Genomic DNA, 25,155 nt, shown 5'->3' on the forward strand with positions numbered 1-25,155 from the left:
ATCGATTTAAAAACAGCCTTTCGATGTGGTACCAATAGTCTTTACTGCTGCATTTTCAGATAATAATCCGTCGAATGCTTTCCAGACCCATAAATTGTGAAGAAAATACATAGCAAGAAAACTACAATTGCCAGAATGAGATTGGATACGTCCATCACCCCAAGAAAATTGGTAAGAATGGCGCCTATTAAAATGGGCAATTGTGCAATCACAGCCCAGCGGGTCAATAATCCTATCACAATTAAAAAACCTCCCACAAAATGAGCTGGAGTAACATAGTGCAGAATAAGCATGCCGCCGGGCATCTCTTGAAAGGGTCTAGCCATTACCGCCATTTGTTCATGGCTTGTCATAAATTCTATACCCTTTATAAAAAGAAAAACACCCAAGGCAACGCGAAGTAAATCCAATGGATAATAGGTATGGGCGTTGGCCCATTTGTTAAGGTCCTTTACTGTTCCCATGATAAACGGATTTATAGGTTGATTAACTTAAGGTACTCATTTTTAGCGAGATGACCAATTTTTTTATAAGGCAATCTTTGGGGATTTGGGGCTAAGTATTATCAAAAGGAATAAGAATGTACTAACTTTAAAGGACATGTTGCATCCCAAATACATAAGATATATTAAACAGGCTTTGTTATTTGCTTGTGTTTGGTTGTTGTTTGGTTTTGTGTACGGTATTTTGGAAAAAGGAATCTTGGGCAGAATGGATTATTATCCTTCAACCCAGAACAGATATGACTTTATGACCTCTCTCGCATTTGCGAGCTTTGGTGGGTTTGTTATGGGATTTTTACACGGCTGGGTCGAAGTGTCATGGTTGGGAAAAAAATTCACAAAAAGCCCTCTCTGGGTAAAGGTGGTTTTGAAAGTGCACTTCTATCTGGTATTCATTGTGCTGTTTTTGGTGCTGTTGACCTTTGGGGTAAATAGTAATCGGTTTGAAGAACATCTATTAAGCAAAACAGTGCTGCACAGCGTTGAAATGTTTATTAACAGTTTTGCCTTTTGGAGCGTTGTGGTGTACATAGCTTTTGGATTGATAATGGCCATGCTGTTCTCAGAACTTTCTTCTTATTTGGGGGGCAATGTATTTTTAAACTTCTTATTTGGAAAATACCATACCCCAAAAAGGGAGGGCAGGATATTTATGTTTTTGGATATGAAATCCTCCACTACCATAGCAGAAGAATTAGGGCATTCCAAGTATTTTGAGCTCTTGAAATCATGTTATGCCGATATGTCTAGCCCCATTTTGGAAACTTCAGGTGAAATTTACCAGTATGTTGGGGATGAGGTAGTGGTCACTTGGCCCGAAAAATTAGGCCTGTACAACAATAATTGTATTGCATGCTTCTATAAAATCTCTGAAGCATTGGAAAAAAAGAGGAATAGATATAAGAAAGAGTTTAATTTTTTTCCAACATTCAAAGCAGGTTACCACATTGGACTTGTGACCACCGGCGAGATAGGAGTGTTGAAAAAAGAGATAATCTATACGGGTGATGTGCTAAACACAGCATCCCGGATACAAGCGGAATGTAATGCTTATGGCACACAGATACTGATTTCAGATGCTTTGGCAGACCAATTGCAGCGGCAGGAACAATCATATCGGTTTGTTCCAATGGATTATCTAAAACTGCGAGGGAAAAAGGAACAAATTCAATTGGTCACTATTAAATTGGACGAAGGAAATCAGCCCAAAATAAGTTCCATTTGAATATCACTTCGTTCGTAGGGAGAGGAAACACCTTTTATTTCAACAAAACCCAGTTTTTCGTATAACCCCAATGCTGGTTTTAATACCCTATTGCTCTCTAAATATAGCTTTTTTGCCCCCAAGGATTTTGCTTTTTCAACAATGTGCTGCCCAATAAGTTTTCCTATGCCTTTTCCTTGTGCTTTGGGCGACACTCCCATTTTTGCCAGTTCAAAATCATACCCTTCTTGCTTACTGGGAATAAGGGCGCAGACGCCTACAGGTTCATCTTCCCAAAGAGCCACGGCAATATAACCGCCCTTGTCCAAAATATATTCTTTGGGATGATGGAGGGAGACACGATCCATTTCCTCCATCTTAAAATACTTGGTGATCCATTCCTCATTTAGGGTCCTGAATGCTGTACGATAGATATCAGAATATGGAACTATTTTAGGTTTTACGGTCATGTGCAATAGGATAAGACTATCTACAAAATTACAGGTAAACCATGAAAATCAAATTATAATTTTGTAAGCCTTAACATTCTTTTTTTGAGGGGTGTAGCCAATATTTTGATGCTTAAAACGTTGTCATAACGAGAAACCTTTCCGTTTAACGAAAAAATTGGTTGTTTACCGAATTATTACGTAATATTACGATTCATATTAGTAATAAAACTCTTACAAGTTCCCAAATCTTGCTAATGAGACAAAACCAAAAACACCTACCTGTCCCAAACGGGTATCTTAACCTACAAATTCCAATCGGCTATGGAAATACGACTACTATTATCTTTATGGAGCCCCCACCAGTTAAGACCTAAAGGCGTCTTATTGTTTGTTTTTTCGTGTTGGCTTGGCAGTCAAACAGTACTAGCTCAAGATAGTAACCCCTATATGAGCTATGATGTTCCATTCCAAAATTTGCTCAAATACAATCGGTTTTTAATAAACCCTACTTTTTCTGCGGTACGGGAAGACAAATCGTATGTAAACTTTTTCCACAGGAGTCAAAGCGCAGAGTTCAGTGACAACAACCAGAATTATTTTTTGAGCTACAGCGGTCAGGTCAATGATAGAATTGGTATTGGAATGAGCTTGTATAACCAAAAATCTGGTGTCATCTCCAATTTAGGGGTAATGGCCAATTATTCCCATGGGATACAATTGGGGCAAAAAAGCAGTCTCACCTTTGGGGTTAACATTCCTTATTATGTAAGTAGTTTTGACCCGGATAGGGCTGTTGCACTTGAGGATGATCCCTTGTTGAATGAGGCTTCCGAAAATTCCATCATTTCTTTTCAACCAGGATTGAACCTTTCCCTGGGTAAGTTCGATTTTGGGGTCTTTGCCCAGAATTTGGTGGATTACAATATAAAATCCGGTAAGTCTTTGACCAATATTTCGGAAAAGACTTTTTCTGGACATGTTCAGTTTGCCCATGAGTTTGAAAATGGACGCGGGATTTTGGAAGATGGTAGACTAATGCCCTTGGCAAGGGCAAGATTTTCGGGAAGCAATGATCCCATTTTTGGAGGTGGGGTTATTTTGGACCTTCCCAAATTGGGTTGGATTCAAGGAGGATACGACCAGTTTTATGGAGCTTCCGCCGGAACAGGGTTCAACTTGAACCGCAGACTTTCCTTTGGCTATAATTTTGAAAAAAATATCAATAACAACCTAATAAATCTTGGCGTTACCCACGAGGTGTCAATAGCTTATTCCTTTGTGCCAACCTTGTCCAAGAACGTTATGGTTTCCAATGAAACGGAAAACGATGGGTCAAAGCCCATCGAGGGAACTTTGGTAGCCGATGCCAAAAAGTCAAAAAAGGAAGTTCAGAAAAGCAAATTGGATGTGGAGACCACTTTGCGACCTACCAACAAAGAGGGTTTGGCATTTTGGGAAGAACAGTTGGAAAAATTAAGGGCACAGCAAGAAGATAATTATGCAGTGATCAACGAGCTTATTTTTAGGATGGATTCTATGGAGCAGAATAGGCAACGTGATTTGGAAAAACGGTTTGAAATGGTCATGCATATGGTGAAGCAGCAAACGGGAAATACCAGACCCGATATAGAAGCGAAAGCACAAAAGTTGTATTTGGCCAATACAGAAGACCTGGATTCCTTGGCGAAGAGTATGTCAGAAACGCAATTGGCTGCCAACTCAACCAATAATCAGAACCATACTGTTAAAAAATCAAGTGGTTCCTTTTCTGGGGGAGATTACAAGCCCATTGAAAAGTTCATCAATTTGGATGGGGTAGGGAAAGGGCATTATATTGTGGCCAATGTCTTTAAAAATGAGAGGTACCTGAAAGATTTTATGAATAAGCTGAAGGCAAAAGGACTGGATGTGGAATACTTTAAAAACCCTGATAATGGTCTTAATTATGTGTATCTGGCCAAGTATCAGGAAAATGAAGATGCCTATGCGGCCTATCAGTCCAAAATGAAAGGCAAGTATACCGACGAGATATGGATCATGCATGTGGACAATCCCCGATATTCCAATTGGGCCGATGCTATTTATCAGGATAACGAATAAATCGTCAAGACTTTCGTCTTTTCATGATTTCGGCAATGGTGTTGCTTCCGGGGTCGTTGACTTCGTTAAGCTCAGAGATGATTTTGGGATGATCGTCAACTCGGGTCTGCGAAAGCTTATAGGCTGCCTGAATCTCCGTGATTTCAACTTGGAAGCCTACCACCCCCTTTACTTGGCGTAAGGTCTTGGGCGACATCTGATGCAAAGAAATGGGATTTTTTAAGTTTTGCTCGTATTTATCCACAAGTTTATGTAAAGAAGCCATGGTCTGTTCTTCATCCAAAATGGTAACTTTTCCATAGATGTGTACGGCAATATAGTTCCATGTGGGAACCTCTTCTTCTTTATACCATGATGAAGAAACATAGGTATGGGGTCCATTGAAAATGCACAACACTTCTGAAGGACTTATGAAATTTTTCCATTGTGGATTGGCTTTTGAGATGTGACCCACCAAAATATCCTTGCCAGTTTGGTTGGTCTCCAATTCTAAAGGAATGTGAGTCCCCCAAGGTTTCCCATCAACAGTATTGATCAAGATACCAAAACTGTTTTGGGTTAAAAAATCCTTCACTTCATCAAGATTTTCATTTTTGTAATGATGCGGAATGTACATGGAATGGTAACGTTATGGGATAATGAATCCAAAGATACAAATACGTGTCCATGCGATTTCAGGTAAAAAATAAAAAAGCGGGGCATTGCCCCGCTTTCTTTTGGTTCAATATCAATAGGAGACTAGTTGCCTTCCTCAACCACTTCAGCTTCTAAAATGAAGTCTTGTATGGTCTTGTTGGCAGCTACAATTTCAACTTCTACGGTATCGGTGTTCACAAATCCGTTCATAGAGGCAAATACTTTATAGGTGCCGGCATTGAGTCCCATTATGGCATAGTTTCCATCCACATTGGTAGCTCCAGAGATTACTGGCTCCTCGTCTGTATCCAACACAGAAATTTGGGCGTCTTCCACTGCAATGGAAGATTCACCATCCATGGTGGTGACCACACCACTCAAAGTACCTGCTGTGGACAGGTTGCTGACCTTGATTACAGGCTTGAAATTGAATCCTGTGATGCCATCAACAGAATTCACATTACCCTTGGCTACAAAAGAGCGGCTAACATCAAAATCCAACAATAAATCACTGGATAAACCACCTGCCACGGTAAGAGCAGGATCAATAAATATTTTAATCCCGGTCTGCTCACCACTTGGAACCTTAAGGTCAAAGGTGCGTTCATCGGTCAAAACCACGTTTACACCCTTCACATATACTCGTATAAGATCATATGTGCCAACGGGTACATCCAAATCGGCCATGGTTTCCGTGGTTCCGTTGGTCAAATCCAAAAGATTAACGGAAATTTCCTCTTCCATTAAGGTAACAAAGGAAGAACCACTTTCATCCTCCATTTCTTCATTGTCATCTTCGCCGTCTTTTAATCTTGCATCTATTTTAAAGATAGTGACATTGGCCTCTGCCACCATATCAAACGGAAAAGGGGCATCGGTCAACTGAACTGTTAACCTTCCCATGGTGTCTGTGTTGCCGTTTTCAGCGTCATCTGAACAGCCAATAAATGCAAAAAGGATAAAACTCAGTGCGTAAATAAAGATTTTTGTTCTCATTGTATGGGGTTTAATTAATAGGTTCATGTTATAGGTACGCTGAAAATGACTTCTTTCCGCGTCCAAACCCCGTTTTTTCGATGAAATGCAATCCTTTGGTGTCTTTTTGAAGCTGAAATCCTATAAAATTACTGGCCGCTACTCCTTGACTTCACCTCACCGCTTGAACCACTGAGATCACCTCTATAGATCCACAGTTCGCCACGGTCACCATTTGTGGCAGCTTCAACATCTTTTAGGAAACCAGAAAAGGTGCCTGCGCCATGGACTTCTTCATACCATTGCATAAACTTATCTTCTTCTCCCATCCAAGCTGATTTTTCAAAAAAATCGACCCAAACAAAATCTTGCCCGTCCATATTGGGAAGTTCATTGAAGTAGGTTCCCCACTGGTGGTCTGGGTCTTTGGTCTTGAACACTTTGTACACGCGATCCAATATAGAAGCAAACTCCATCTGCTTGAACCGTTTTACATCCACCATAAAAATGGACAGGTTCTTTAGGTTGAAATCCCTGCTGAAATTGGAATGCTTAGGGTCGTTTTTCCAATAGGTGGTTTCCATTTTTGCCAGTGCATTTGCGGCTACATTGGTATTCCAGTCTTGGGTATGTGCATCATCGTAATTGCTCACATCATCCATGGCCGCCCATGAAGTTGGACCCATACTCCACACATATTTTCCTGAATTTTCGCCGCTGGCCACCCAAAATACACTTACCTGACCTGGGTCACTGGTGTGGTACTTCTTGTTATGGGCCGCTACGCCGGCTTCAAATGCTTCAATCTTTTCTGGATGTGGGGTCATCATCACATTCATAAAGATTGGTGGTTGATTTGTCTGTTGGGCCATTATTAAAATTGGCGCTAGTGTTAGTGTTAAAAGTAATCGTTTCATTGTTTTTAGTTTTAGTATGGTTTTATGATTATTCTGTTTGTTCTTCCTCCATCATCTTCGCCTCAGCTTCAATTTTTTGGAGTTCCAATACAATTTCGGTAGGGTCCCAGTAGCCATATTCCTTAACAATTTTGCCGTCTACAAATTGGAGGGTCAAGTGGACGGGAACGGCTATTTCCTTACCGTTGGCTGCGAGGGTGCACCTCCATTGTAACCAACAGTTCACCCATGTTTCACCATCATCGGTAACCACCATCTCATATTCTTGATGATCACTTTTGAACCCTCTGGACGCATAATTTACTTCGGACTCCCTGTGGTAATCCATGGTTTGGGCGGCCGACATGGCATTATCATTGGAATTGTAGTAGGTCTTGGAGGTATCAGCATACATGCTGGTATCATAGTTTTTACTGTCATAATTGGCAATCAATTTTTTAACAGTATCAATCTCTGGTGAATTCTGTGTATATCTCACGGAATTTTGTTGACAAGCACAGATTAACAGAGCCAGTGCTGCAAATGATAAAAGAATTTTCTTCATTGTTTGTTGATTTTAGGTTAGTAAAAAAAATACCCCGACCACAGGGTCAGGGGATAGGTTATAATGCGATGTGTAATTGGAGAAGTCAAGCCTTATCCTTATAGTGTATGTTTTTATACCCATGAAGTATTCCATGTGCAGTGAATGTTTTGCACAATGTTTAAGGGTTGAATCAACCAGAGTTGTTGATGTTTTCAAAATATTGATTTACGGGTTATGCAAATCTGTAGTCAAAAGGCAACTTGCTTAATTTCTAGCGTCGTGAATCAACATGGTGCGCAAGTACAAAGATCTATTTAGAAATGGGACTTGCCGAGAAGAATGCAAGGGGGAGGTTGTAAACAGTCGGTTCTAATAAATATAGTAAAAAACTGTATATGAATCACTTAAAAGACTGGATAAATGCGTGAAGTCAACTAAAAATGAGTCAAAACACTGGTTTTTCCCACGCAAAATGTATGGTGTAGGGGGCAATTTGTGGGGTAGGAGAATTTTACGTTCCGGGAAAAAGAAAAGAAAGCATTCCCAGACCAATGGAAAGGGAATGCTTATTTGAATTATTGAAAAGTGTAACTGGTTTGAATAACTTCAGTTACCCTAAAATACCCGTAGGCAATATTGTTGGGATTGTCCATGTTCACACAATTACCAATTAACGGAACCGGTGTAGGGCTGAACGGGGTTCCGGCATTTTCATACTGGTCTACCAAAAGACGGAGATAATCATGGTACTGTTCCGAAATGCCCATCAAGGCAATTTCCACCAAGTCTCCGGGTTCAAATTCTTCCACACTATCCTCGTCTTCCAGTTTTTCATAATAAAATGTGGCCGTGTTGCCATCAATGAACTCGTCTTTGATGTAATAGAGTTCGGGCAAAAGGTCATCCTGACTTTTAAAGCGAAGGAAGTAATAGTTTCCAAGACCTTCTGGGTCTTTAAAAGTGACATTTACTTCAAGGGCGTCTTCATCCTCACCGGCGTCCTTGGATTGGGTTACCTCAATAGTGTCAACCAAGGGGGACAGGGTTTCAGTGGCCGTATAGGTTTCACCGCTGTAAATTACCTCTAGGCGGTAGGTGTCACCCACGATAGGTACAAAAGATGAGGTGGTGTACTGTCCGTTATTTTGACTTTCGAACACAAATTCCGTGGATTTATCCAAGTTGATGACTTTGACAGAAGCCCCAAGAACAGGAGCAAATTTTTGTTCGGCAAAGAATGGGGTCGAGGTGCTCAATACCACGGTCTGATTATTCCCTGAGGTTCCTTTTTCCCAATCCAAGGAAGCTTCCACGACCAACCGCTCTGGGCCTTCGGGAACATCTACATCAATAACATCGGTGCACGATGCGGCCAAGAATAATAGGCCAATGCAAACTTTATAAAATGATTTCATGAGTTTAAAATTTAAAATTGTACGTTACAGAAGGAACTATCCCGAAAATGGCAGTTCTACTGGCTTCATTGGCTCCAGTTTCCAAGTTCTGACCAAAGGATATGGATGCGGCATTTCTCCTATTGAACACATTGTAAATGCCAAAGACCCATTCGCCTTTCCATCTATTTTGCGGCTTCCTATTAGGTTGGTAGGTGGCGGAAATATCCAACCTGTGATAAGCAGGTAAACGATCTGCATTGCGTTCCGAATAGTTGGCAATGGAAATTCCTTCATATTGGTATTGACCATTAGGATAAGTGACTGGCCTTCCGGTTTGAAAAATGGCATTGGCCCCGAAACTCCATTTATCGTTTAAAGCATAGGCTCCTGTAAGGGAGATGTCATGGGTACGGTCATGCGGAGTACTGTACCAATTACCATTGTTGATTCCTGGCCCACCTGCATCTCCGCCAGGTGTTCTTTGTTCCGATTTGGATAGGGTGTAGGCCAACCACCCCGTAAAGACACCTTCATTTTTCCGAAGCAATAGTTCAACCCCGTATGCTCTGGATTCACCGCTTAAAATCTCACGCTCAATGGTGTTGTTTCCGATTAAGTCGGACCCATCAATATAGTCGATTCGGTTATCCACTGTTTTATAGAAGGTTTCTACCTCCATGGAATACACCTTGTCTTTAAAATTTCTAAAATAGCCCAAGGCGAATTGGTCGGAAAGCTGAGGCTCTATGTACTTGCCACTGGGGGTCCACACATCAATGGGAGTAACCGAAGAGGTATTGGATAATAGATGAATGTACTGAGCTGCTCTGGAGTATCCCAATTTTACCGATGAGAGTTCATTGAGTTGGTACGCCAAGGAAACACGAGGCTCCAAATTGCTGAATGTTTCAATGCTCTCGCTTTTTTTATAGTTTACCTCATTGATGGGGTCTTGCCTCTCATAAATACGAAGTGTGCTGTTATAGACCAAAGGTCTGTCATCTAGATATTCGTTCAAGGGTTGTCCGCCCATCCGGTTAAAATGGCTGAAGCGGATGCCATACTGCGCCGTTAATCTATCCGTAAGCTTATGTTCCGCATTAATATAGGCTGCACTCTCCAAAGCACGTTTTTTGTCCAATTGTAGTTCATTGATGGCAGAACTTGGATCAGTGGGTTTTATCCTTCCGGGATCAAACACATACTTTATGGTTCCTGCTCCAAAATCGAGTTTGAAGGCATCACTGAAATAATACTTAAGATCGTACTTTATATTATAGTTTTGAATGGATGAAACCCAATCAAAATCAAAAAAATCGATTCCCAATTCATAATCATAATTGCTGAAAATCAGGGAGAGGTTGGAAAATAGACGATCATTAAAAATGTGGTTCCAACGAAGGTTGCCCGAAGCATTCCCATAACTACTGCTAAAAGAACCTCCAAAATTGAAAAGATCTCGCCCAAAGTATCCCGAAAGGTAGAGTTTGTTGTTTTTGTTGAGGTTGTAATTTGTTTTTAGGTTAAGATCGTAAAAACTGGCACTGTTGTCCTCACCGGCTAGCTTTAAAAACAGATGGGCGTAGGAGCCTCTTCCAGCAACCAAGAAAGACCCACGGTCGTTGAACATGGGCCCTTCAAGGGCCAATCTGCTGGAAATGGCACCAATTCCACCGGTCATGGCAAAGTTTTTACTGTTCCCATCCTTCTGGCGCACATCCAACACGGATGATACCCGTCCTCCGAACCTTGCAGGAATGCCCCCTTTGTATAGTTTAAGATCCTTTACGGCATCGGCATTGAAAACGGAGAAAAAACCCAGCAGGTGGGAGGTGTTGTATATAATGGCTTCATCCAGAAGCACCAAGTTTTGGTCCACGGCTCCTCCGCGTACATGAAACCCGCTGGAACCTTCTCCATTGTTGGTAACCCCGGGGAGAATCTGTAAAGACTTGATAATATCCACTTCGCCCAAAACAACAGGCATTTGTTTTACAGTTTTTATGTTGAGTTTGGAAACACTCATTTCAGGCTTGCGAAGTAGGGCGCGTTCCGGTTCTTCAGCGGTGACCTCTACCTCATCAAGCTGGGTGGATGCTTCCAATAATTCCACGTCAAGGGTCATGTTTTGGTCCAAAACAATCTCTCGGGTCATTTCGTTGTAACCCATATACGAAAACACGAGGGTATAGCTTCCCTGTGGAGCACTGATGGAATAAAATCCGTATTCGTTGCTAATGGCACCAATATCGGTACCACGTAGAAAAATGGAAGTGCCAAATAGGGTCTCCCCATTGGAACTATCCGAAATTTTTCCACTAATGGTAAAATTGTTTTGCCCATGCATGAGCGATGGACTCAATGATAGACATAGACCCAAAAGCCATAATAGCGGGCCATGCCGTTTCTTTTTTTGTTTCATTTGTGATTTTTTGAATTATAGGTTTAGACTAAATCGTTTTTTGATTCATTCGACCTAAGGACAGAAGAAAAATTGGAGGGTTGCACGGGGAAGATGAAGAAAAGGTTGTCAATGTGATTTAAGACGTCCAAAAAAGATGAAAACCAAGCTTTTAGGCTCTAAATAAAAGAAAGAATATTTTTAACGGACGTTGGGTTGGTTTGTAATGTTGTTGGTCTAAATTTTGGGTTTATTGCCACTGGGATTAATTAAATTCATGCCTGACTAAATCAAAAAAACAAAAGATGCAGAAATTTTTAATGTTGATGGTTTTGGCCATCACAATTGTGTCATGCAAAGACAAAGAAGGGGAGAAAGAGTCTCCAACGAAGACTAAAATCCCTGTTTATGCCTGGGATTACGGACCTGGTGAAGCCACGGATGAAGAATTGACCGCAAAGTTTGCCGACCTTAAGGCAAAGGGCATCGATGGGCTTATGTACAATGGCGGGCACGACCCTGAAACTTACAGAAGGGTTGGGAAGCTTGTGAAAGAAGCTGGAATGGAGTTTCACACATGGATTCCTACCATGGTACAAGGCAAGAATCCAAAGCTGAAGGAAGAATGGTATGCTATTAATGGCAAAGGTGAGTCAGCTTTTGATAAGCCTGCCTATGTTTCACATTATACCTTTTTATGCCCAAGCAAGGAAGGCGTGTATAACTTTTTGGCCGACCTCTATGGTAGTGTTGCCGAGGTTGAGCATGTAGATGGTATCCATTTGGATTATATTCGTTTTCCTGATGTGATCTTGGCTCGTGGCCTATGGGACAAGTACGGTTTGGTAATGGATAGGGAGTTTCCACAATTCGATTACTGTTACTGTGACGACTGTACATCAACATTTAAAGACAAAACAGGGATTGATATTCTTGAAGCTGAAGATCCTTCCCAGGTTATGGAGTGGAAACAGTTTAGATATGATTTGATCACCAGTATGGTAAACCGTCTGACCGAAGTGGTGCATTCCAAGAACAAGAAAATCAATGGAGCTGTTTTTCCTGGCCCATCCATAGCAAAAAAATTGGTGAGACAGGATTGGGGAAAATGGAACCTGGATGCCATTTATCCCATGAATTACAATGATTTTTATTTGGAAGGCCCTAAATGGGTTGGGGAAATGGTTGCTGAGGAAGTAGCCACAGCTAAAGACGGAGCACCGGTATACAGCGGACTGTTCATTTGTCCAAAACCGGAAAAGAAGGGTGACGAAAAGGATCCAGAGAATCATGGGTTATTGCCCGAAGAAATTGCAGAAGCCATCCAAGTGTCCATGGAAAATGGGGCAGCAGGTATCTGCCTATTTACTCCGGGTAGGATGACGGACGCCCATTGGGAAGCCTTTGAAGAAGCTATCCATAAAGACTACTCTGCGAAATAATTTTCAATTATTTGAAATAAAGCCCGGTGGAATCTCCCACCGGGCTTTTTGGTTTCTACAGCCCAGTTGCTAAAAATGACAATTCGGTACTTTGATTTTTCAATCCTTGGGTCAAATGGACAGCTTTGCACTATCAATCAAAAAACGAACAGTCTCATTTTCTTCAAGACAAAAGTGTTCAATGGGGAAGAATGGAAGGGTTCAAAACAATCATAAAGAAAAACGCACGCCTTTTTGTTACTTTTAGCATTGGTTAACCGGTATTAAAGCGCATACGGGTCTATTGTAAATGGAAAAAACAGTTCGATATATAGGGAAATTGCTGCTCACCGCTTTGGGGTTGGGCATATTGATAGCGGTTATTTTTATTAGCGTAGAGGCTCTATTGGGAAGAAGGATCGTGTTTGGACCAACGTTGTTTCGGGAAGTGGGATATTATGTCTTGTATTCCATTGTACTAACCTTGATAAATAGCATCTATTATGATTATATCAACCATAAGGTTGTATGGAAAAAATACGGAAAATACCGCATACTCATTAGCGGTATAGGTGGAATTGTACTTACGCTTCTTGGTATTTTTTGGATACGTATTGTAATCGGGGTAGGGTTTGAAGGAAAGGATTGGGAGGCTTTTGTAAATGGAGAAGAACCTATATTCTACATTGTTGCACTTTTAATTACGGTTGTGGTCTCCGTGTTTTTTCACGCCGCATATTTTTATAAAAATTGGCAGGAGAAAAAAGTCAAGGAACAGAAGATTATTGCGGGTACGGCATCAGCTAGGTTTGATGCTCTTAAAAACCAATTAGACCCCCATTTTTTGTTCAATAGTCTTAATGTGCTTACAAGCCTTATTGAAGAAGATCCCAATCAGGCACAGAAGTTCACCACATCGCTTTCTAAAGTGTATCGCTACGTTTTGGAGCAAAAAAACAAGGATTTGGTCACTGTGGATGAGGAACTCAACTTCGCGCGGACCTATGTTCGTCTTCTCAAAATGAGATTTGAGGACAGTATCGTTTTTGAAATTCCTGAAAACTGCTCCATACCCGAGGCTAAAATAGTTCCCTTGTCACTGCAATTACTTTTAGAGAATGCGGTCAAGCATAATGTGGTAACCGCCTCCAGGCCTTTGCATATAAAAGTTCATGAGGTGGGTGGAATGCTGGTGGTAAGCAACAATCTTCAAGAAAAACAGGTGGTGAAAAAGAGCAGTGGGGTTGGCCTTCAAAACATAAAACAGCGATATAACATTTTAACGGATCGCGAAGTAAGCATTCAAAAATCAGCCTCGGAGTTTAGTGTCTCCCTGCCCATGCTTACCCAAAAACTTACCGTTATGGAAACACAAAAGGATTACATTGCCCAAAAGAGATACGCCAAAGCTAAAGAGCAGGTAAAGGCCATTAAAGACTTTTATAGCAACTTGATCACCTATTGTATTGTGATTCCATTCTTGTGGTGGATTAATTTCAGGACCACAGATTTTCTTTGGGCGTTTTTTCCAACATTAGGTTGGGGTTTTGGGGTTTTAATGCATGGTATGGAGGCATTTGGGTATAACCCGTTGTGGGGCAAACGTTGGGAGGAGCGAAAAATCCAAGAGTTTATGGATGAGGATACTTTTTAAGTTCTTTCAGATTTCAGACCTTAGGACTCAGACGTTGGATCTCAGATTTTTCTACTTTCAAATAGTAGCGAAGCTTTACAATCCCCAAATCCTTACAGCTCATCCTGTTTAAATGACAGTTCGCGAACCAATTTTTCTTTCTCTTTCCGTATATGTTGAATTTTGAAGTGTAAATAAAGACAATCAATCCAAAAACAAGAAAAAATATGGACAACTTTAACGAGAATAAGTATCTTAAAGCAAAGAAGAAGGTAGATAAGCTAAAGTCTTTTTACTCCAGCTTGTTGGCATACTGTATCGTAATCCCACTTTTGGCCTACTTGAATTTTAGGACCACCAGTTACCCTTGGATAATTTTTCCAGCGGTTGGTTGGGGAATTGGTCTTATGGGTCTTTGGTTTTGCGCCCAAGGGTATAATCCAATTTTGGGTAAGGATTGGGAAGAGCGAAAAATCAAGGAGTTTATGGACAACAGGGAATTTTAATAAGGGGTACAATTATATCAACTGAAACTAAAAGTTAGGGTATGGAAAATATGGACAAGGAAAGTAGATACATAAGAGCCAAGGAACGTGTGGATGAACTTAAAAAGTTTTATGCCCATCTTTGGTCTTACATCATGGTCATGTCAATATTGGCGTTGATCAACTACCTTACCAATAGTTTTAGGTATATGTGGTTTTTATGGGCCGCTTTTGGGTGGGGTCTGGGAATTATGTTCCATGCCGTGGGCACGTTCAATCTAAACCCCTTTTTCGGAAAAGGTTGGGAAGAAAAGAAGATAAAACAGTTTATGAAAGAAGAGGAGGAAACCACAAAATGGAGATAATCATGGAAAATTTTGATAAAGAAAAGTTTGCTAGGGCAAAAAAGAGGGTCGAGGAAATAAAATCCTTCTATATACATCTTGCGGTATATCTGGTTGTCAACGGATTTATTTTGGTGAGTATTTACATTAATTCCGACTCTTTTTGGAAGTGGCCTCATTTTGTCACCCTTTTTGGATGGGGAATAGGGCTGTTCTTCCATGCCGCCAAGGTTTTTGGTTTTAATATATTGTTTGGAAAGAATTGGGAGGAGCGACAGATTCAAAAGTATATAGAAAAAGATAAGAAGGATATTGATAAATACCGATGATTTGATTATGGAGGACCTAGAGAGAAAATACGAAAGAGCAGTCAGCCGAGTAAAAGAACTTAAAGACTTTTACAGGCATTTGAAGATTTTTGTTTTGGTAAATGGGGTTTTGTACTTAATGAGAAGCGGTGTATTATTGTCATTGTTACCGGATGGGTTTCCTACGCAATCATATTATTTTGACTGGATCCATGTGAATTTAATCATATGGTTGGTGATATTGGGTATTCATGCGCTGTATTTGTTTCGCCATAAGATTACTTTTTTGAGGGAGTGGGAAGAACGGCAAATCCAAAAAATATTGGAAAAGGAAGAAGATGAAATAGACAAGTACCTATAAAAGTACATAGGCACTTGAGTAAAATTAGTTAGGAAATGAATGTGATCATCATTGAGGATGAAAAACCAGCTGCAAGGCGGTTGAGTAGATTGTTGTCCGAGTTGGGAGTGGAAGTGTCCACTATGTTGCACTCCGTGGACGAGTCCATTGCTTGGTTCCAAAACCATTCGCACCCCGATCTTATTTTTTTGGATATTCAATTATCCGATGGGCTATCCTTTGAAATTTTTGATGTGGTCGAGGTGAATAGTGCCATTATTTTCACCACCGCTTTTGATGAATATGCACTCCAGGCATTTAAGCTGAACAGTATTGATTACCTTCTAAAACCGATTGACGATGAGGAGCTCGAACAGGCGGTAAAAAAGTACAGGAATTTTAAGCCTGCCGGGCAAAAAATTTCGGTGGATTTCAACGATATAAAAAAGTTGTTGGTAGACCCATTGGAAAGGGAATACAAAAAACGATTTACGGTTAAAGTGGGACAGCATCTCAAGATTGTAAATGCAGATGAAGTGGAATGTTTTTACAGCGAGAACAAGGGAACATATGCGGCAACTTCAGATGGTAGAAATTATTTGTTGGATACCACCTTGGAACAGTTGGAGGAGGAGTTATCCCCGAAGATTTTTTTTAGGGTAAGCCGTAAGTTTTATGTCAACATAAATTATATAAAAGATATCATTTCGTATACAAATTCAAGGCTTCAAATCAAGCTGAACCACTTTAACGAGCAAGAAATCATTGTAAGTAGAGAGCGTGTTAAAGACTTTAAGCTTTGGTTAGAGTGATGTTGTTTAACATACTGATTTAATTTGATTTAATAAAATTGAAAAGTCACTATAAATAAAATTTATAGTGGTTTTTTTCATATAAAAAAGCTTAATTTTCCTCTATGCGGTTATCGTCAAAGGCGGAGGGGAGTAACTTGGGAATCAATTTGATGAAAATAGGTAAAAGCACCGCACCACCAGGCAGCATAAAAATGGCCAAGGACGGGATACTTTTAAAAATATCGACCAATTGATTTTGAACTTTTTTCTTCTCCTCCTCCGTTAAATCCTTCACGGTGGACTTAGATAAAAGAGTCATTAATTCCCTACTTTCTTCCAGTTCTTTTTTAAGTCTTTTGCTGTTCCGTAAAATAAGTTTGCTAACATTTTTGGACATGCCATCGTAGAATTGAACAGCCAAATTTTTGTCATTTAAATAGGTGATTTTTTCCTTGTTTTCCTCAAAGAAATTTTTCACAAATTCCAGAGCTTCACCTACCTCTTTTTTTGTTTTTCCAAGATGCGTTCCAAGACCAAAAATATAATCAGATTCGGTATAGTCCACGGACTTATCTTCCCAAATGGTGAGACATGCCATATCCAAAAAATAATCCTTTTCAAAAACCGTGAAGTTCTGCTCCAAAAGATTCAAATAAGAACCGTCAAACCTTGCTTTGTCCAAATCCACATAAGTTAGGGAGGCATCCAAAAGCTGAATAAGTTTATCGTCTTTTCTTTTGGCTTGTTTCGAATTTAAGGTGTGGTAGGCGATGTTTATGGTAACGTATTCCAGCAATTGGGCATGTTCCTTAAAATCATCACTGGATTGTAGATATGTTCTAAAAATCAATACATCCACAAAGAGCAAGGAATTGGTGAGACTACTGCCAAGAGCCCTATTGAATGTATTTCCTCCAAGGTAAATCCTTGAATCAATCAATTTTTCCAACTGCGATTGGGTTTGTTTTCCGCTCAGGATTTTGCTCAAAAACGAAATACGCCCCACTTCCAAGGACTGATAATACTTAAACACAGTATTGATAAAGTTCTCAAAGGAAGTCTTTCCTTTTTCAAACTGCAGGGTAAAATAAAGCGAGGTAAGCAGATTGATTTTTGCAATCTCATCTTCACTTAGAGCATGTTCAGCTTTTATAAAAGATGGGATGTCCAAATGCACACCATATACAAATCCATTTTTTTTCAACTCCCTGTAGAGCGAGTCATAATCGGTAAAATAAGCGGATTTTTTGGCGACAAGGTGACCAAACTTCTTGATCCATCCAGATGCAGAAGGGTTCATTGGGATGATTATTTGCATACCAAAGTAAAACAATTATGGGACTTAATGATATTTAATTCCTGTTCGAGACATTAAAAATCCGTTAAGTTTTTTTTAACATTTAAAGACCAAACCGCTCCAGAAATAGTTGCGTAGGTAGGGGTGTAGAAAACCTTTTAAAACAAGTAAGATGAAAAAAACAACAAGTTATTTAGTGGGTTTAGGGGTACTGATCGCCTCGGCAGTGGTTTTGGTGTCGGCAGATCATATCGATGCACCTTCAACCGCAGGAACCACCTCAGACATAGCCGATTTTTATGCCTTTGAGCCCAGTGAAGGCTCAGACAACACGGTTTTTGTGGTAGATGTCCAATCCAATGTATTGCCAGAATTGGCCTATGGGACTTTTGATGAAGACGTCCTTACTGAAATCAATATTGATTTGGATGGCGATTTGGTCGAAGATCAAGTTATTCAAGCCATTGCCAGGGACGGTAGAATGTACTTTTTTGGGCCTGCCACACCTTCACAGACAGGACTCAACAGTCAGGTTCTGGTGGATTCACCTCTAGGAGATGTGGAAATTTCTGGAACAACCCCCATTGTGGAAACTACCAATGGAGTTTCACTATTCGCCGGACCCAGACAAGACCCATTCTTTTTTGATTTCTTCCAGTTCAATGCGGTAATCTCACCGGAAATGGATTCAGCTCCGGGAGGATTTCTCCCCCCAGAAGAGGCTGCCGATACTTTTGACGGAGCCAACACGCTCTCCATCATTGTAGAGATACCCAATGCCATGTTGGGAGCACCTACGGCCACTAATGCCCTAGGGTTGACAGTATATAAGACTTGGGTAACAACTAACAGAAAACAATAAACATAAACACAGACGAACATGAGACTAAAACAGATTTATATAGTAACGTTGATTTTAAGCCTTGGTTTGGTCATTGCATGTAGTAATGATGATGAAACCCCTATCCAGATGGGCATGGATGATGATATGATGATGGACGATGATGACATGATGGGAACTGATTTTTCGGGAACCTATGCCCAAGTGGATCACATAGGCCGTCCGGGTATCAACACTACCCTAAGTTTTGATATGGAAGGAGAGGCCAGTGTGAAGGATGCCCATAATACCACTATTCCTTCCGAGATGTCGGCTACTTTCCAAGCTGGATTTCAAGCAAGGTTGGAACAGTACCATGATGTTTATGCCATTAAATTGGGTCTAGATCCTGCCGATGTTGATTATGAGAACAACATTTTGGGACTGGATGCAGCCACCTTGACCACGGTATTGGCAGCAGATGTTCTTGAAGTGGCCCCAGACCTACCTACTACATATTTTAATCCAGGTACTGATTTTGATAACGATGGACGTATTCTGGTGCCGGATGGAGACGAAGTGGCCCTTACCGGAAGACACCCCAATGATGATATTATTGATGTATCCCTGATTCTTTTCTTTGGAGGAATGGAAGGGGATAGGTTCAGTGGTCAGGATTTGGATGATGATGGCATGGCCGACCTACCCAGGTTGACCTCCGATGGGGTTTCGTTAACAGCAGATATTTCTACAACTTTCCCTTACTTGGGAAATCCCGAGTAATCGCTATGAAAGGGAAGAGGGGAGAGGACATGTCCTCTCCCTTTTCATACTAAACAACAACAGAATCATGGAAGCAACAAAATACAAACTCATATTCTTAATGGCGATGGTATTGCTATCATGTCAGCAAGAAAAGGTCTTTAAAACAGACCAGAATGATTACAATCACTTTTTGGCCTCAGAACCAATGAAAACAACCTCAAAGTATTATCAGCTTTGGGATTCCAAAATAAAACAAGATAGTTTGCAGATACTGAGCCTAGGCAATGTAGCTGGGGAATATAATAGATATTTTCAGGGAACGGGAGACATCAAATATCTAAAGATGGCAGAACAATCCCTCAAAAAGGCAGTGGATGTGGCCGCAGTGGGGAAAGCTGGTTACTTAAGAGCTTTGGCCAGAAATTACATTTCGCAGCATCGATTTAAAGAAGCTTTGGATTTAGCCACAGCTGCCCGAGCACAAGGAAGCGGGGTCAATGCATCCCAATCCCTATTGTTTGATGTGCACATGGAACTGGGTAATTACCAGGAGGCCCACACATATTTGGATAGTATTCGAAATATGTCAGATTTTGGATACCTGATTCGGTTGGCCAAATGGAATGATCATAAAGGTGATTTGGATACTGCTATCCGATTCATGGAGAAGGCTTATGAAAGAGCGCAGACGTCAAAAAATAAAAATTTGATGTTATGGTCCAGCACCAATTTGGCCGATTTTTATGGTCATGCTGGACGGATAGAAGATTCGTACAAACTGTATCTGAAGGCTTTAGAGATGGATCCCCAGAATGCCTATGCCAAAAAAGGGATTGCTTGGATTGTATATTCCCACGAAAGGGATGGGAAAGAGGCATTGAGAATAATGGATTCCATCATAAAGAAAAACCAATCTCCGGATTATTTTTTACTGAAGGCTGAAATTGCTGAGTTTATCGGGAATGAAGCCCTTAAACTGGAAGCTTTGGACAATTATCACAAGAGAGTGGGGGATAAAGGGTATGGAGAAATGTATAATGCCCATAACATAGATTTCCTCATTGGTATGGAAGTCAATGGGAAGGCCTTAAAATTGGCGCAACGTGAAGTGGAAAATAGACCCACCCCAGAGTCTTATGGACTCTTGGCTTACAGTTATCTGAAAAAAGGGGAAAAAGAAAAAGCCTTGGAGTTGGTAGAGAACTTTATCTGGGACAAAACCTTTGAACCAGCTATACTTACCCAAGCTGCAGAAATCTATAAGGAAAACGGGAACCTGGACAAGGTGAAGGAATTAAAGCAAGAATTGACAGGGGCTATTTACGAATTGGGACCATTAAAGGAAGATCAAATTTTAAGCCTGTAAACTCTAAAATGAAGGCTTATTGAACGTAAAGTAGTGGTTTTTGGGTTGCTACTTGGTTGTTGTTTTGGATGCGTCACTAAGCATAGTGGCGCATCCTATCAATTTTCAATAATTTCTTCTTCACTGGAATCTGTATCGTGATTCTGTAAGATTTCAATGCCTTTTTGAATGACCAAGTTGGTGGGAATTGTAATTCTTCTGCCATCATCAGTTCGCATAAAAAGATAAAATCCGCTAATATCTTCAACTTTTCCGGTCCAATCAAAATCCTTGTCCAAAACCCTTATCCGATCCCCCAAACGCAACGGGTGACTAAAAAAGAGGATTACACTGGCCGTTAAGTTGGAAAGAATGGACCATTGAGCCACAAACCCAACGCCCAATATAGCTAGGGTAGAAGACAGGAAAAGGGAAAAATCCTTCAAATTCATACCCCAAATCAAAGAGAGGCCTACCGCGGCCAAACCATAAAAGAACAGGTTGCTGAGATAAAAAATGATTTTTCGGTTGTTCATGTCAATGGCACTCGTTCTGCCAAATCTCCTTATGGCTCTCTTGGTCAAAGAGTTCAAAATAAAAATGACAACCAATAATATTCCAGTGACTAAAATTTCAGTTTTAAAAGACATTACGCCCACCATGATCCAATCTTGCTAAATTTGGTTTAACTTATTGCTCTAAACTACAAATAACCCGTTTTACTTTTACAATAATGGTTACAGATTTCGAAAATAATACCTGGGTAATCAACTATTCACTTGAGGATTATTACAATAGAAAATTTTCGTTGGAAGAGGATATTTTGCTTTCCAAAAGTAATAAGACCATAACCTGGGTAAACACCTATGGCCTGGAGTATATGGATGAGTTCAGAAAGATGGTGCTCAGTAATGAATTGGATGACTTTCTACTACGCCTACTGTTGAACCAAAACTTTGGAAACAAGGTAATAGAGCTGGAAGAGCAGCTTTTTATTGCGGCAAGAATCATCAAGACCGAGAACCATAACCTGGAATCTGAACAGATGTTTTTTGTGGTGGCCAAGGATTTCGTCTGGTGTATCCAAGAAAAATGGGGAGACCACTTTGATTGGATAAGGGCACGGATTTTTGATAACAAGGGAATTATTCGGAAGAAAAAAGCCGATTATCTGTTGTTCTTTATTTTGGAAACCTTGATTTCCAACTACAAGGAAAAATATGAAGAAATGGTGCTTATGGAGAACATGTTGGATCGTGCCACTAAAATGGAGCCGACACCTGAATTTATGTTCGAGGTGGAAAACAAGAAAGCCCTCATCCAACAATTTAAAAAAGCATCACATGGGCTCCGCGATATTGTTAATCGGTTGGAAAGGGTTGAGGTAAAAGGGTTTCATACCAAGTATTTTAGTGAGCTTCGGGAGCAAATCAATGGACTTACCAATGATATCGACTCGGACACCCAAGAGTTGGAAAGTCAAATCAATCTGTTCTTTAGTATTCAGGGTCATCGCCTCAATGAGGTCATGAAAACCTTGACCATATTTTCGGTGATATTCATTCCCTTGACTTTTTTGGCCGGAATTTACGGGATGAATTTTGAGAACATCCCGGAACTTAAATGGCCCTACGGCTATTTTGTTCTTTTGGGACTCATGTTGGTAGTTACAATAATCTCCATACTTATTTTCAAGCGTAAAAAGTGGTTTTAATGGTATGACCAACGCTATCTTGCCTACTTGATTTTTACTATCCAATTCGTGATTGGGTTACATGTCTTTTCTCAAGACTTTCCAATGATAAACATCATGTTTATGGGCTATTCTGCACAGTAATTTTGTTCAATCTTAAAATTCAAGACAATGAGAAGAACAGTACTTTTAGCAGCGATGGCATTAATGGGATTCATCAACATGGGAATAGCACAGGATATATCGACGGACGATGCTGGTAGTCCTTGGCAATTTCGACTTCGTGGTATTGTGGTAACGCCAGATGAGAGCGCTGATATTGAAGCTATTGGTGGGGATGCGTCCATTTCAACGGCGGTTGTTCCAGAGCTGGATATCTCTTACTTTTTTAATGAAAATTGGTCTTTGGAGTTGATTTTGGCCACAACTAAGCACGATGTTGAAGCCGTTGATACGCAAGTTGGGGATATTGATTTGGGCCATGTGTGGCTGCTTCCCCCAACATTGACTGGTCAGTATCATTTTACAGGAGGCGATTTTGTACCCTATTTAGGGGCTGGATTGAACTTGACCTTGTTCTATGGTGTGGATGAGGGACCTGTGGCCGATGACGTGGATTATGACACGGCCGTTGGATATGCATTGCAGGGAGGATTTGATTTTATGCTTAACGACAAATGGTTCTTGAACGTTGATGTGAAAAAATTGTTCTTGAACACAGATGCTACTGTAAATGCTACCACCGCACTTGGTGCAACCGTAGTTGCCGATGTTGATATCAACCCATGGATTTTTGGATTTGGATTTGGGGTGAAACTATAATTTTTTGGTGAATTGATTTTTAATAAAAGCGGCTTGGATTGTTGCCAAGCTGCTTTTTTTTATGCCCCAACGGCACCTAAGGTGTACAGCTGCTCCAGTGTAGGGGTTTCGCTACCACCTTCGGGCTCCAAGGTAATGCCAAATGCTTCAGATTCATTGGGATTGGGTAGAGAGAACAATTTACTGTCGGCCGTGGCAAAGTCTTCCAAGAGACCAATACTAGTGGGGGTCAATGGGCTCAATTTTAGGGACCAGACCTGATAGGTATAACCAGGTGGAGGTTCGGGAAGACCCTGGGCGTCGATAATGACCTTGCTTTCTTCCCGGTTCCAGTAGGCCTTGGCATACGAATCTGGAGATACAGCCTGTCCGCCTAACGCTACAACCGTAACATTTTGGTCACGAAGTTGCTGTAGAAGAGCTTCCTTATCAATAACTCTTTCTTGGGTAGTGGATAGGATTTCCTCCAGATTTTCCCTTTCCTGATTGGTAATTTCTATTTCGGTCTTAAGCTTATTGTTCTCAAGGTACAGCCCAAAAAGTCCCACAGCCAATAATACCGCTGCTGCCCAACCTAGATAACTGCCCCAAGGTGTTCGCTTTTTGGAGGCTTCGGGTTTAAACGGTATAACATCGTCTAATTGGGCCAAAATCTCATTAAAATTATCCTTTGGTAATTTTGGGGAAGCAGTTCGGGTAAGCTGAAGTACAGTTTCCTCAATAGCCTCAATCTCTTTTTGGATTTCAGGGTGTTGTAGCGCGTAGTGTTGCACCTCCAAATTTTCCTCAGGGGAAAGTGCTCCAGCTACGTAGAGTTCCAAAATTCCTGATGCTATGTATTCCTTTACATCCATCTTATTGGGGTAAATTTTTCCGTATTTCGGAAATACAACTTCTAATCCGTGTTTTTATGGTGCCTATTGGTGTCTTTAATTCTTTTGCGGCTTCCTTTTGGGTAAATCCCTTAAAATAAAGCAAATCTATCAATAGAATACATTTATCCTTCAACCCCTTCAATAACGATTGCAGCCCAATGGTGTCTATTTTGCCATTTAGGTCCTCACTGTTTTCATAAATACCTACGAGAGAATCAACAGGGAGGTTTTTCTTTTGGTTTTTATGGCTTTTGGAACGCAGTTCGTCAATGGCCGTATTACGGGCAATATTCAAAATCCAAGTGAAAAATCGACCTTTGGAAGTATCGTATTGGTCCGACTTGTTCCAGATTTTCACAAATACATCTTGACAAAGTTCTTGGGAGCGTTCCGGGTCTTTGAGTATTACATTGATTACCCCACAAATATTTTCCGCATACATATTGTGCAAGGTCTCAAAAGCGGCCTTGTCCTTATTCTGGAATCTTTGTATGAGGTTGTCCAAATGCATAGCTGTCCAGCTAAAGATATAAAAATAAGGTGCTCCCCAAAGGGTTTGTTTGGAAAATAGAAGTTATGGCTTACGCAATATTGATTCCTTTTAGAACCAACGTTTTCCATTCAGGGTGTTTACTTATATAAGTAGCAACAAAAGGACAGAGTGGGACCAAGGTAAGGTCTTCTGCTTTAATGTGTTCCAGTGTTTGTTTGATCAATTTGGAACCAATGCCCTTTCCGCCATGGGACTCAGGTACTTCGGTATGGGTAAGATAGATTTTTTCCTTGGCACGGATGTATTCTATTTTGGCAATAGAATCGCCCAAGTCAAACTCAAACTGTTTGGCTTCAGCGTTGTCCACAAGTTTATACTCTTGTTCCATAATCAGGAGGTAGGGGTGTAGTGGCTCAGTGCTCCCGAAGGGTAATGGGCAATCTGGTTCTTTAATTCCTGGGTCGAGGCATTTTCGGCCTTTATCCAAGGTTTGTCCTTCGGATTATATACTTGGGGGAGCATTTTCACACAGATTCCTGCATGTTGGCACAGTTTGGGTTTCCATACCACGGTGATTTCCCCATTGGAGTATTCTTTTGTTATTTCCAT

General features: G+C 40.7%; 28 protein-coding genes. 14 read left to right on the forward strand and 14 right to left on the reverse strand.

The features are described from left to right. Positions 1-41: 41 nt before the first annotated feature. The gene (locus EZV76_RS08365; protein WP_136566090.1) at positions 42-464 is read right to left on the reverse strand and encodes a DoxX family protein; all 423 of its coding nucleotides are present in this window, start codon (positions 462-464) and stop codon (positions 42-44) included. Between the two features lie 136 nt (positions 465-600). Here EZV76_RS08365 and EZV76_RS08370 point away from each other — a divergent pair, with 136 nt between their 5' ends. Then, positions 601-1,728 carry an adenylate/guanylate cyclase domain-containing protein gene (locus EZV76_RS08370; RefSeq protein WP_136566091.1) on the forward strand — a complete coding sequence of 376 codons (1,128 nt, stop codon included), beginning with the start codon at positions 601-603 and terminating at the stop codon, positions 1,726-1,728. Here EZV76_RS08370 and EZV76_RS08375 read toward each other — a convergent pair. Then, positions 1,704-2,177, reverse strand: coding sequence for a GNAT family N-acetyltransferase (locus EZV76_RS08375; protein ID WP_136566092.1), 474 nt, complete (start codon positions 2,175-2,177; stop codon positions 1,704-1,706). The genes EZV76_RS08370 and EZV76_RS08375 overlap by 25 nt on opposite strands. A gap of 303 nt (positions 2,178-2,480) precedes the next feature. On the opposite strand from EZV76_RS08375, the gene EZV76_RS08380 reads away from it, so the two are divergent. Further along, positions 2,481-4,259: a PorP/SprF family type IX secretion system membrane protein gene (locus tag EZV76_RS08380; protein ID WP_136566093.1), complete on the forward strand. Its 1,779-nt coding sequence runs from the start codon at positions 2,481-2,483 to the stop codon at positions 4,257-4,259. A 4-nt stretch (positions 4,260-4,263) separates the two neighbouring features. Here EZV76_RS08380 and EZV76_RS08385 read toward each other — a convergent pair whose 3' ends face one another. The 6 genes from EZV76_RS08385 to EZV76_RS08410 form a co-directional block, all read right to left on the reverse strand. Further along, positions 4,264-4,875 (reverse strand): FMN-binding negative transcriptional regulator, encoded by a 612-nt coding sequence (locus EZV76_RS08385; protein WP_136566094.1) that lies wholly within the window; start codon positions 4,873-4,875, stop codon positions 4,264-4,266. Between the two features lie 122 nt (positions 4,876-4,997). Continuing rightward, a complete protein-coding gene (locus EZV76_RS08390) occupies positions 4,998-5,891 on the reverse strand; it encodes a DUF4382 domain-containing protein (RefSeq protein ID WP_136566095.1) in 894 nt (297 codons plus the stop codon). Positions 5,892-6,019: 128 nt separating this feature from the next. Continuing rightward, positions 6,020-6,787, reverse strand: a complete 768-nt coding sequence (locus EZV76_RS08395; RefSeq protein WP_136566096.1) for a hypothetical protein — start codon at positions 6,785-6,787, stop codon at positions 6,020-6,022. A 28-nt stretch (positions 6,788-6,815) separates the two neighbouring features. Beyond that, positions 6,816-7,331, reverse strand: coding sequence for a nuclear transport factor 2 family protein (locus tag EZV76_RS08400; protein WP_136566097.1), 516 nt, complete (start codon positions 7,329-7,331; stop codon positions 6,816-6,818). Positions 7,332-7,888: 557 nt separating this feature from the next. Continuing rightward, entirely contained in the window at positions 7,889-8,728 is an 840-nt protein-coding gene (locus EZV76_RS08405) for a DUF4249 domain-containing protein (protein ID WP_136566098.1), read from the reverse strand. Positions 8,729-8,732: 4 nt separating this feature from the next. Further along, a complete protein-coding gene (locus EZV76_RS08410; RefSeq protein WP_136566099.1) occupies positions 8,733-11,132 on the reverse strand; it encodes a TonB-dependent receptor in 2,400 nt (799 codons plus the stop codon). Positions 11,133-11,416: 284 nt separating this feature from the next. Between EZV76_RS08410 and EZV76_RS08415 the strand changes: the two genes are divergently transcribed. The 7 genes from EZV76_RS08415 (at position 11,417) to EZV76_RS08445 (ending at position 16,454) form a co-directional block, all read left to right on the forward strand. Continuing rightward, positions 11,417-12,553, forward strand: coding sequence for a glycoside hydrolase family protein (locus tag EZV76_RS08415; RefSeq protein WP_136566100.1), 1,137 nt, complete (start codon positions 11,417-11,419; stop codon positions 12,551-12,553). A 289-nt stretch (positions 12,554-12,842) separates the two neighbouring features. Continuing rightward, entirely contained in the window at positions 12,843-14,186 is a 1,344-nt protein-coding gene (locus EZV76_RS08420) for a 2TM domain-containing protein (protein WP_136566101.1), read from the forward strand. Between the two features lie 206 nt (positions 14,187-14,392). Next, positions 14,393-14,671 carry a 2TM domain-containing protein gene (locus EZV76_RS08425; protein WP_136566102.1) on the forward strand — a complete coding sequence of 93 codons (279 nt, stop codon included), beginning with the start codon at positions 14,393-14,395 and terminating at the stop codon, positions 14,669-14,671. A 41-nt stretch (positions 14,672-14,712) separates the two neighbouring features. Continuing rightward, the gene (locus EZV76_RS08430; protein WP_136566103.1) at positions 14,713-15,015 is read left to right on the forward strand and encodes a 2TM domain-containing protein; all 303 of its coding nucleotides are present in this window, start codon (positions 14,713-14,715) and stop codon (positions 15,013-15,015) included. Positions 15,016-15,017: 2 nt separating this feature from the next. Next, positions 15,018-15,323, forward strand: a complete 306-nt coding sequence (locus tag EZV76_RS08435; protein ID WP_136566104.1) for a 2TM domain-containing protein — start codon at positions 15,018-15,020, stop codon at positions 15,321-15,323. 7 nt (positions 15,324-15,330) lie between these two features. Then, positions 15,331-15,663 (forward strand): 2TM domain-containing protein, encoded by a 333-nt coding sequence (locus tag EZV76_RS08440; RefSeq protein ID WP_136566105.1) that lies wholly within the window; start codon positions 15,331-15,333, stop codon positions 15,661-15,663. Between the two features lie 35 nt (positions 15,664-15,698). Further along, positions 15,699-16,454, forward strand: a complete 756-nt coding sequence (locus tag EZV76_RS08445; protein ID WP_136566106.1) for a LytR/AlgR family response regulator transcription factor — start codon at positions 15,699-15,701, stop codon at positions 16,452-16,454. Between the two features lie 91 nt (positions 16,455-16,545). On the opposite strand, the gene EZV76_RS08450 is transcribed toward EZV76_RS08445, so the two are convergent. Continuing rightward, positions 16,546-17,736, reverse strand: coding sequence for an LETM1-related biofilm-associated protein (locus EZV76_RS08450; RefSeq protein ID WP_136566107.1), 1,191 nt, complete (start codon positions 17,734-17,736; stop codon positions 16,546-16,548). A 169-nt stretch (positions 17,737-17,905) separates the two neighbouring features. Here EZV76_RS08450 and EZV76_RS17765 point away from each other — a divergent pair, with 169 nt between their 5' ends. From EZV76_RS17765 to EZV76_RS08465, 3 genes are all read left to right on the forward strand, one after another. Then, entirely contained in the window at positions 17,906-18,595 is a 690-nt protein-coding gene (locus EZV76_RS17765) for a DUF4331 family protein (RefSeq protein ID WP_136566108.1), read from the forward strand. An 18-nt stretch (positions 18,596-18,613) separates the two neighbouring features. Then, positions 18,614-19,336, forward strand: coding sequence for a DUF4331 family protein (locus EZV76_RS17770; protein ID WP_136566109.1), 723 nt, complete (start codon positions 18,614-18,616; stop codon positions 19,334-19,336). 67 nt (positions 19,337-19,403) lie between these two features. Next, on the forward strand, positions 19,404-20,684 hold the full coding sequence (locus EZV76_RS08465; RefSeq protein WP_136566110.1) for a tetratricopeptide repeat protein: 1,281 nt from the start codon (positions 19,404-19,406) through the stop codon (positions 20,682-20,684). Between the two features lie 98 nt (positions 20,685-20,782). Here the strand turns inward: EZV76_RS08465 and EZV76_RS08470 are convergent, their stop codons facing one another. Next, positions 20,783-21,199 (reverse strand): mechanosensitive ion channel domain-containing protein, encoded by a 417-nt coding sequence (locus EZV76_RS08470; protein ID WP_236640891.1) that lies wholly within the window; start codon positions 21,197-21,199, stop codon positions 20,783-20,785. 197 nt (positions 21,200-21,396) lie between these two features. Here EZV76_RS08470 and EZV76_RS08475 point away from each other — a divergent pair, with 197 nt between their 5' ends. Both EZV76_RS08475 and EZV76_RS08480 read left to right on the forward strand, forming a co-directional pair. Next, complete coding sequence (locus tag EZV76_RS08475) at positions 21,397-22,377, forward strand: CorA family divalent cation transporter (protein ID WP_136566112.1); 981 nt, start codon at positions 21,397-21,399, stop codon at positions 22,375-22,377. A 150-nt stretch (positions 22,378-22,527) separates the two neighbouring features. After that, positions 22,528-23,178: an OmpW/AlkL family protein gene (locus tag EZV76_RS08480; RefSeq protein WP_136566113.1), complete on the forward strand. Its 651-nt coding sequence runs from the start codon at positions 22,528-22,530 to the stop codon at positions 23,176-23,178. Positions 23,179-23,237: 59 nt separating this feature from the next. Here the strand turns inward: EZV76_RS08480 and EZV76_RS08485 are convergent, their stop codons facing one another. The 4 genes from EZV76_RS08485 to EZV76_RS08500 form a co-directional block, all read right to left on the reverse strand. Further along, a complete protein-coding gene (locus EZV76_RS08485) occupies positions 23,238-24,032 on the reverse strand; it encodes an anti-sigma factor (protein WP_136566114.1) in 795 nt (264 codons plus the stop codon). Between the two features lies 1 nt (position 24,033). Continuing rightward, complete coding sequence (locus EZV76_RS08490; protein ID WP_136566115.1) at positions 24,034-24,564, reverse strand: RNA polymerase sigma factor; 531 nt, start codon at positions 24,562-24,564, stop codon at positions 24,034-24,036. Between the two features lie 70 nt (positions 24,565-24,634). Continuing rightward, positions 24,635-24,934 (reverse strand): GNAT family N-acetyltransferase, encoded by a 300-nt coding sequence (locus EZV76_RS08495; protein WP_136566116.1) that lies wholly within the window; start codon positions 24,932-24,934, stop codon positions 24,635-24,637. 2 nt (positions 24,935-24,936) lie between these two features. Continuing rightward, a complete protein-coding gene (locus EZV76_RS08500; protein WP_136566117.1) occupies positions 24,937-25,155 on the reverse strand; it encodes a (4Fe-4S)-binding protein in 219 nt (72 codons plus the stop codon).

Source organism: Flagellimonas alvinocaridis (genome assembly GCF_004916895.1).
GTDB classification, from domain to species: Bacteria; Bacteroidota; Bacteroidia; order Flavobacteriales; family Flavobacteriaceae; genus Flagellimonas; species Flagellimonas alvinocaridis.

Bases quoted from the DNA above. Each gene is read 5' to 3' on its own strand.
- EZV76_RS08445 (WP_136566106.1), top strand. From the start codon at position 15,699: ATGAATGTGATCATCATTGAGGATGAAAAACCAGCTGCAAGGCGGTTG.
- EZV76_RS08480 (WP_136566113.1), top strand. From the start codon at position 22,528: ATGAGAAGAACAGTACTTTTAGCAGCGATGGCATTAATGGGATTCATC.
- EZV76_RS08420 (WP_136566101.1), top strand. From the start codon at position 12,843: ATGGAAAAAACAGTTCGATATATAGGGAAATTGCTGCTCACCGCTTTG.
- EZV76_RS08410 (WP_136566099.1), bottom strand. From the start codon at position 11,132: ATGAAACAAAAAAAGAAACGGCATGGCCCGCTATTATGGCTTTTGGGT.
- EZV76_RS08405 (WP_136566098.1), bottom strand. From the start codon at position 8,728: ATGAAATCATTTTATAAAGTTTGCATTGGCCTATTATTCTTGGCCGCA.
- EZV76_RS08470 (WP_236640891.1), bottom strand. From the start codon at position 21,199: ATGAACAACCGAAAAATCATTTTTTATCTCAGCAACCTGTTCTTTTAT.
- EZV76_RS17765 (WP_136566108.1), top strand. From the start codon at position 17,906: ATGAAAAAAACAACAAGTTATTTAGTGGGTTTAGGGGTACTGATCGCC.
- EZV76_RS17770 (WP_136566109.1), top strand. From the start codon at position 18,614: ATGAGACTAAAACAGATTTATATAGTAACGTTGATTTTAAGCCTTGGT.
- EZV76_RS08500 (WP_136566117.1), bottom strand. From the start codon at position 25,155: ATGGAAATAACAAAAGAATACTCCAATGGGGAAATCACCGTGGTATGG.
- EZV76_RS08435 (WP_136566104.1), top strand. From the start codon at position 15,018: ATGGAAAATTTTGATAAAGAAAAGTTTGCTAGGGCAAAAAAGAGGGTC.
- EZV76_RS08365 (WP_136566090.1), bottom strand. From the start codon at position 464: ATGGGAACAGTAAAGGACCTTAACAAATGGGCCAACGCCCATACCTAT.
- EZV76_RS08430 (WP_136566103.1), top strand. From the start codon at position 14,713: ATGGAAAATATGGACAAGGAAAGTAGATACATAAGAGCCAAGGAACGT.
- EZV76_RS08395 (WP_136566096.1), bottom strand. From the start codon at position 6,787: ATGAAACGATTACTTTTAACACTAACACTAGCGCCAATTTTAATAATG.
- EZV76_RS08390 (WP_136566095.1), bottom strand. From the start codon at position 5,891: ATGAGAACAAAAATCTTTATTTACGCACTGAGTTTTATCCTTTTTGCA.
- EZV76_RS08490 (WP_136566115.1), bottom strand. From the start codon at position 24,564: ATGCATTTGGACAACCTCATACAAAGATTCCAGAATAAGGACAAGGCC.
- EZV76_RS08385 (WP_136566094.1), bottom strand. From the start codon at position 4,875: ATGTACATTCCGCATCATTACAAAAATGAAAATCTTGATGAAGTGAAG.
- EZV76_RS08485 (WP_136566114.1), bottom strand. From the start codon at position 24,032: ATGGATGTAAAGGAATACATAGCATCAGGAATTTTGGAACTCTACGTA.
- EZV76_RS08425 (WP_136566102.1), top strand. From the start codon at position 14,393: ATGGACAACTTTAACGAGAATAAGTATCTTAAAGCAAAGAAGAAGGTA.
- EZV76_RS08450 (WP_136566107.1), bottom strand. From the start codon at position 17,736: ATGAACCCTTCTGCATCTGGATGGATCAAGAAGTTTGGTCACCTTGTC.
- EZV76_RS08475 (WP_136566112.1), top strand. From the start codon at position 21,397: ATGGTTACAGATTTCGAAAATAATACCTGGGTAATCAACTATTCACTT.
- EZV76_RS08440 (WP_136566105.1), top strand. From the start codon at position 15,331: ATGGAGGACCTAGAGAGAAAATACGAAAGAGCAGTCAGCCGAGTAAAA.
- EZV76_RS08370 (WP_136566091.1), top strand. From the start codon at position 601: ATGTTGCATCCCAAATACATAAGATATATTAAACAGGCTTTGTTATTT.
- EZV76_RS08415 (WP_136566100.1), top strand. From the start codon at position 11,417: ATGCAGAAATTTTTAATGTTGATGGTTTTGGCCATCACAATTGTGTCA.
- EZV76_RS08375 (WP_136566092.1), bottom strand. From the start codon at position 2,177: ATGACCGTAAAACCTAAAATAGTTCCATATTCTGATATCTATCGTACA.
- EZV76_RS08380 (WP_136566093.1), top strand. From the start codon at position 2,481: ATGGAAATACGACTACTATTATCTTTATGGAGCCCCCACCAGTTAAGA.
- EZV76_RS08465 (WP_136566110.1), top strand. From the start codon at position 19,404: ATGGAAGCAACAAAATACAAACTCATATTCTTAATGGCGATGGTATTG.
- EZV76_RS08495 (WP_136566116.1), bottom strand. From the start codon at position 24,934: ATGGAACAAGAGTATAAACTTGTGGACAACGCTGAAGCCAAACAGTTT.
- EZV76_RS08400 (WP_136566097.1), bottom strand. From the start codon at position 7,331: ATGAAGAAAATTCTTTTATCATTTGCAGCACTGGCTCTGTTAATCTGT.